We start from the raw sequence: 6,684 nt of genomic DNA, 5'->3' as shown, positions 1-6,684 counted from the left end.
AAGATCCACTGATCAACTCGATCCCCTGTGGGAGCGAGCCTGCTCGCGAAAGCGGTGTATCAGTCACAGGAGATGTTACCTGTGCCGGCCTCTTCGCGAGCAGGCTCACTCCTACAGTTGAACTGCGCTCGGCTGATGATCAAAGCCATGAGCATCAACGCCACCGCGACGCCAAAAGTGATGTGCAATCCGCTGGCAATCGCCGTTGCAGGCGCCTGTGTCGGATCGCCCGCTGCCAGCGCAAACACCGCGCCCATCACCGCCGCGCCAGTGATCAAGCCGAGGTTGCGCGCCAGCCCGAGCATCGCCGAAACCACGCCACGCTGATCCTGACTGACCCCGGCCATCAATCCGGTGTTGTTGGCCGCCTGGAACAACGCGTAACCGACAGCTATTACCATGATCGGCAGTACGTACGCGGGCAGTCCCATACTCATGGGCAGGAGTGCCAGCAAGCTGCAACCGCCGGCCATCCCGAGCAACGCGCCCGGCACGATCCGTCGCGCGCCGAAGCGATCCACCAAACGTCCCGCCGGTACCCCACTCAGCGCCGACAACAATGGTCCGACCGATAACGCCACGCCGACCATTGTGCTGCTGAGGCCCAAACCCCGGTGCAGGTAAAATGGACCGACCACCAGCGTGGTCATCATCACCGTCGTCACCAGCAAGGTCAGCGCCAGACTGCTGCTCAGTCGCCGGTCGCTGAACAGCGACAAACGAATCAGCGGCGACTTGGCCTTCATCTCGACCACGATGAACAATCCTGCGCCACACAGGCTGGCCAACAGCAACGGCACGGTGAAACCTTCAAGCGTCATCGCCAGCGCATAGGCCGCCAGGGTCAACACCAGCACTGCGCTGCCAACATAATCGAACGCCCTGCGCGGACCTGCTGCACGATCCGCCGGCAGATAGCGGTACACCAGCCACGCATTGAGCAAGCCCAGCGGCACGTTCAGCAGAAAAATCGCCTGCCAGCCGACATGCGCCATCAACAGCCCACCCAACGACGGTCCGAGGGTGGTGCCGGTCGCCGACATTGTTGCCAGCAACCCCATCGCGCTGCCCGCCCGCGATTTGGGCACGGCTTCTGACACCAACGCCACCGTCAAGGCAAACATGATCGCCGCGCCGACGCCTTGCACCGCCCGTGCGCCGATCAGCCAGCCCAGCCCCGGTGCCAAGGCGCAGGCCAATGAAGCGCAGGTGAAAATGCCGATCCCGATCAACAGCAATCGCCGCCGTCCAAAACCATCGCCAAGACGCCCGACACTGACAATCAACGTAGTGATCGCCAGCAGGTAGGCAAGCACGATCCATTGCACCTGTTGAAACGTCGCCTCGAACGCCGTCGCCAGAATCGGCAACCCGGCATTGGCAATGCTGGTGTCCAGTGACGGCATCAACATCGACAAGGCCAGACTGGTCAGCGCCCAGCGGGCGGGAGTGCTCAGGGGTTCTCGGGGCATGGCAGGCTCGCAGTGCAAAGGTGATCGGGCATAGCCTGAGCCTCGACAACACACGGCGCAAGACGCATGCTTTGCACTCAATACCTGCACGGGACGCCATGTAATGACTGCGCCGGACCTGAACCTGCTGATCACCCTCGACGTCTTGCTGCGCGAAGGCAGCGTCGCCCGCGCCGCCAAGTGCCTGCGGTTGAGCCCGTCGGCCATGAGCCGCGCCCTCGCCCGTCTGCGCGAAACCACCGGGGATCCGCTGCTGGTGCGCGCGGGTCGAGGCCTGGTGCCGACGCCGCGCGCACTGGAATTACGCGAACGGGTCAGTCATCTGGTGCAGGAAGCCGAGGCCGTGTTACGTCCCACCGAAGTGCTCGACCCGCGTCGCTTGCAACGCACTTTCACCCTGCGCAACACCGACGGCTTTGTCGAAACCTTCGCCGCCGCCCTGCTCGCGCGCATCGCTGAAGAGGCGCCGGATGTGCGCCTGCGTTTTGTGCAGAAAGCCGACAAGGACAGCACGCCGCTGCGTGAAGGCCGCGTCGATCTGGAAACCGGCGTGGTCGATGACAGCACCGACCCGACGCTGCACAGCCGCATCCTGTTTCAGGATCAATGGATCGGTGTGGTGCGTGAGGGGCATGCCTTGAGCGCGGGAAAAATCACCAGCAGGCGCTTTGCCGGCGGCGAGCACATTCTCATTTCACGACGCGGGCGCAGCAGTGGCCCAGTCGACGAAGCGTTACTCGCGCTAGGGCTGACACGAGACATTGTCACCTCATTCGGTGGATTCTCGGCAGCCCTGACGCTGGTACGTGAATCAGAGCTGATCGCCACTGTCCCGCAGCGTCATACCAGCAAACTGCGCACGGGCCTGCACAGTTTCGCCCTGCCCTTCGCGATGCCGGACATCAGCGTGTCGATGCTCTGGCACCCGCGCATGGACGCCGACCCGGCGCATCGCTGGTTGCGCGAGTGTGTGCGGCAGGTCTGCGCTTAACGCGCGTCGCCACCGGCAGGTTTGTAGAAGAGGAATTTGCCGGTCTCGGCGGTCTTGCGGTATTCCTTGGCCCAGCTCGGATGAACATTGCGGTCATGGAAATACAGCGCGCCGTTGGTGCGATCCTTGAGTTGCCGGTTCAGCGCTTTGCGGGCGATATCCTTGGCCAGCGTGTATTCGGCATCTTCCTTGACCTGATCCGGCTTGCCATCGCACCACCAGGAAAACTGGCAGCTCTTGGTTTCCGAACCTTGTTTGACGACGGCGCAAATGTTGTCGGGAAAGCCCTCGTGGCCCAGGCGATTCATCACCACGCTGGCCACGGCTTCCATTTCCGGGGTGTCCCGGCCTTTGGCTTCCCAATAGATACTGCGCGCCAGACAGGTAATCGGATCATCCAGTGGTGCAGCGCCGGCCGGGTCGACCGCTTGCACTTCGGTAGGGGTGATGGCTTCAGCTTTCGGTGCCGGTGCGGCGCTGACCTTGTCCGCCGCTTTCTCTTCCAGCACTTGGGCTTTTTCTTCCGCCTTCGCTTTGATCGGGGCCTGATCGGTGGCCCATGCAGAGCCTGCCAACAGGGTGAATACGAGACAACCCGCCCAGCCTTTCAATCCCATGTCTGTTCTTCCGGCAGCGCCCGAGTCGGGCAAGGTGTTACGTCGGGGAGACACCCGGTTTCCGGGGCCTTCGGTGAGTGTAGACGGCAAATCCAGAGGCAAAGTTGCGCAGAAAAACCGCTGGATGAAGAAAAAAGACATTGCACTCACCGGGGGCCTTTCGCGCATCATGGGCGCATTCAGCTCAAGGGAGATTTCCATGCGCTTCATGCCATCCGTTTTGCGTCTTGCCGCGTTGTCCGTGGGCGTTGTGTTTGCCATCCCGGCGCTGGCCGGCGATGAGTCGCAATTGATCGAGTCGATCAACAGCTACCGCAGCCAGCCGCAGCGTTGCGGTTCGCAGGCATCGAATGAACTGCCACCGCTGTCGGCGGATCCACGGCTGAGATTACGCGCCACCGGTGCGGTCGATCTGCAGCAAGCCATGGCCAGCGCCAGTTATCCGATGGTCAATGTGCAGGCGATCACCCTTAACGGCCCGCGCGATGCGGCGTCGGCGATGCAGGCGATTCAGGAGAGCTTCTGTCAGGTGGTGCTCGATCCGCAGTTTGTCGACGTCGGTGTCAGCCGCGATGACCGTGACTGGCGCATTGTGTTGGCGCGCCCTCTTCTATCGGCCAAGTTGAGCGATGCGCAAAGTGAAGGGCAGAAATTGCTCAGTGAACTCAACGTCGCCCGCAGCCAGTCGCGTCAGTGTGGCGGCCAGGCGTTTGCCGCTGCCGCACCGCTGGCCTGGAACGCGACACTGGGCACGATCGCCCAGGATCACAGCCGCGACATGGCCAACAACAATTATTTCGACCACAAGGACCGCGACGGCCGCACCCCGGGCGATCGCGCTGAACTCGCCGGGTATAGCGGCCAGCAGGTCGGCGAAAACATCGCCGCCGGCCAAGACACTGTGCACAAGGTCGTCGAAGGCTGGCTCGCCAGCCCCGGCCACTGCGCCAACCTGATGAACCCGCAATACCAGGAACTCGGCGCCGCCTACGCGACCGACCCGAAAAGCAGTGCAGGCATTTACTGGACCGCCATGTTCGGCGCGCAGTAACCCGCTCTCAAGTTCACCACCCTCCCCTGTGGGAGCGAGCTTGCTCGCGAAGAGGCCAGTACATTCAACATCAACGTTGTCTGACCTGACGCCTTCGCGAGCAGGCTCGCTCCCATAGTGATCGGTGCAATCCCCGTCATTCTTGGCCAACACAGCTCCCTCAGTGCCAAGCGGTGTATCGATGATCTGTGATACTCAAAAACCGGGTCATTGATGGCGTCAATCGATCAGTCACTCACAGTGATTGGACGCCATGGAACGTTGCCCATAACCTGCGTTGCCCCAACTCTTTCCACAGCGGTTTTCATTCCTGCGAGGCTTCCTTGTCAGAGCGCGTCTTGATCGATGGTTACAACCGCCGCGTCGACTATCTGCGCATGTCGGTGACCGACCGCTGCGACTTCCGCTGCGTCTATTGCATGGCCGAAGACATGCAGTTTCTGCCACGCCAGCAAGTGCTGACGCTGGAAGAGATCTATCAACTGGCGCAGAACTTTGTGGCGCTGGGGACGCGCAAGATTCGCCTTACCGGTGGCGAGCCGCTGATCCGTCCGGGCGTGGTCAAGCTGTGCGAGCAGATCGCCGCCCTGCCCGGCCTGCGCGAGTTGTGCATGACCACCAACGGTTCACAGCTTGGCAAACTCGCCGCGCCGCTGTTCGACGCCGGGGTCAAGCGCCTGAACATCAGCCTCGACAGCCTCGATCCGCAGCGCTTTAAACAGATGACCCGCACGGGCGATCTGGCGCAGGTGATCAACGGCATCGATGCCGCGCGCAAGGCCGGTTTTACCCGCACTAAACTCAATGTCGTGGTGATGCAGGGCCGTAACGATGAGGAGATCAACGATCTGATCAGTTTCGCCATTGACCGCCAGCTCGACGTCTCTTTCATCGAGGAAATGCCGCTGGGGATCATCAGTGAACACAGTCGCGCCGAGTCGTTTTTCTCCAGCGCCCAGGTGCGGGAAAAGATTGCCGAACGCTATACCCTGATCGACTCGGCCGAGTCGACGCAAGGCCCGTCGCGCTATTGGCGGCTGGCCGAGGCGCCGGAGATTCGCCTGGGATTTATCTCGCCGCACAGCCACAACTTCTGCGGCACCTGCAACCGCGTGCGGCTCACCGTTGAAGGCCGCCTGCTACTGTGTCTGGGTAACGAACATTCGGTGGATCTGAAAGCGGTGCTGCGCGCGCATCCGGGGCAACCGCAACGGCTGGAGAAGGCCATTATCGAGGCGATGAAACTCAAACCGTATCGACATAATTTCGAAGTGAACGATGATGTTCAGGTCGTGCGCTTCATGAACATGACCGGCGGCTGATCCCGCCCGTTTCATCGGTTATCGGAACCGCACAGCATGATCATCAGACCCAAGGTCAGCCAGTTCGCCATCCTCTTCACCCTCAAGGGTTCGATTGCCAAGCGCATCGCCATGCGCACGTTGATGGTCACCCTCCTCGCCTCGGCCATCGTGCTGGTGGAAATCCTTCATCCAAGCAACTTCACCAAGGTCAACGCCACGCCGTTTACCTTGCTCGGATTGTCACTGTCGATCTTCATGAGTTTTCGCAACAACGCTTGCTATGACCGCTGGTATGAAGCGCGTAAAGCCTGGGGTGAAGTGATCGTGCACATTCGCTCGGTGATCCGCGAAACCCATGTGATCCGTGAATCGGCTGAGCGTAAACCGTTGCTGCTCAATCTTTGTGGTTTTGCTCATGCGTTGAACGCGCGGTTGCGTAAAGAAAGCGAAGCGGACGCCAGTAGCCAATGGATCATGCCGAAACCCGATCCGCAGACACCGGACTACAGTGGGCGCATTTTGCAGACGGTTGGCCAGCAGTGTTCCGATCTGCACCAGAACGGTGAGCTGACTGAGTGGCGCTACATGTTGCTGGCCAATCACCTGACCAGCCTGACCCAGGCGCAAGCCGTGTGCGATCGGATCAAAACCACGCCACTGCCGTTTCCTTACACGCTGTTGTTGCACCGGACGATTTATCTGTTTTGCATCCTGTTGCCGTTCGCCATGGCCGAACCGCTGGGCTGGCTGACACCGCTGTTCACGGCGATTGTCAGCTACACGTTCTTTGGCCTGGATGCGATTGCCGATGAGCTGGAAGACCCGTTCGGTCGCGACGAAAACGACCTGCCGACCGATGCACTGGTACGCACCATCGAACGCGACATCCTCGCCGAACTTGGCGCAGAAGTACCGCCGGCGCTGAAGCCGGTGGACTATGTGCTGAGCTAATCCTTATCTCCCCAGACACCTAAAAACCCTGTGGGAGCGAGCTTGCTCGCGAAGAGGCCGTATCAGCCAACATCAATGTTGACTGACACTCCGCTTTCGCGAGCAAGCTCGCTCCCACAGGTTTTGCGTACACCGCGGATATTGTTGAGCACCACAAAACCACTGTAGGAGTGAGCCTGCTCGCGATGGCGCTGGCCCAGTCAACATCTTCGTCGACTGACCCTCCGTCATCGCGAGCAGGCTCACTCCTACAGGTTTTGCATTCACACCCGGATATTGATGAGCGCCATAAAGCCAT

6 protein-coding genes are annotated in these 6,684 nt (G+C 60.8%); 4 read left to right on the top strand and 2 right to left on the bottom strand.

The window, feature by feature from the left end:
* Positions 1-59: 59 nt before the first annotated feature.
* Positions 60-1,472, bottom strand: a complete 1,413-nt coding sequence (locus ACWR1S_RS08575; protein WP_454563183.1) for an MFS transporter — start codon at positions 1,470-1,472, stop codon at positions 60-62.
* Between the two features lie 103 nt (positions 1,473-1,575).
* Here ACWR1S_RS08575 and ACWR1S_RS08570 point away from each other — a divergent pair, with 103 nt between their 5' ends.
* The gene (locus ACWR1S_RS08570) at positions 1,576-2,463 is read left to right on the top strand and encodes a LysR family transcriptional regulator (protein WP_454563182.1); all 888 of its coding nucleotides are present in this window, start codon (positions 1,576-1,578) and stop codon (positions 2,461-2,463) included.
* On the opposite strand, the gene ACWR1S_RS08565 is transcribed toward ACWR1S_RS08570, so the two are convergent.
* Positions 2,460-3,080 carry a cell wall hydrolase gene (locus ACWR1S_RS08565; RefSeq protein WP_454563181.1) on the bottom strand — a complete coding sequence of 207 codons (621 nt, stop codon included), beginning with the start codon at positions 3,078-3,080 and terminating at the stop codon, positions 2,460-2,462. The two genes, ACWR1S_RS08570 and ACWR1S_RS08565, sit on opposite strands and share 4 nt — an antisense overlap.
* A gap of 199 nt (positions 3,081-3,279) precedes the next feature.
* On the opposite strand from ACWR1S_RS08565, the gene ACWR1S_RS08560 reads away from it, so the two are divergent.
* The 3 genes from ACWR1S_RS08560 to ACWR1S_RS08550 all read left to right on the top strand — a co-directional run bounded on the left by ACWR1S_RS08560 (position 3,280) and on the right by ACWR1S_RS08550 (position 6,386).
* Positions 3,280-4,131, top strand: a complete 852-nt coding sequence (locus ACWR1S_RS08560; protein WP_454563180.1) for a CAP domain-containing protein — start codon at positions 3,280-3,282, stop codon at positions 4,129-4,131.
* A 323-nt stretch (positions 4,132-4,454) separates the two neighbouring features.
* Positions 4,455-5,453, top strand: a complete 999-nt coding sequence (gene moaA, locus ACWR1S_RS08555; RefSeq protein WP_454563179.1) for a GTP 3',8-cyclase MoaA — start codon at positions 4,455-4,457, stop codon at positions 5,451-5,453.
* A gap of 36 nt (positions 5,454-5,489) precedes the next feature.
* Positions 5,490-6,386 carry a bestrophin family protein gene (locus ACWR1S_RS08550; RefSeq protein WP_454563178.1) on the top strand — a complete coding sequence of 299 codons (897 nt, stop codon included), beginning with the start codon at positions 5,490-5,492 and terminating at the stop codon, positions 6,384-6,386.
* Positions 6,387-6,684 lie beyond the last annotated feature (298 nt).

Source organism: Pseudomonas sp. AIG (assembly GCF_977020205.1).
This window is presented reverse-complemented; position numbering and strand designations above follow the sequence as displayed.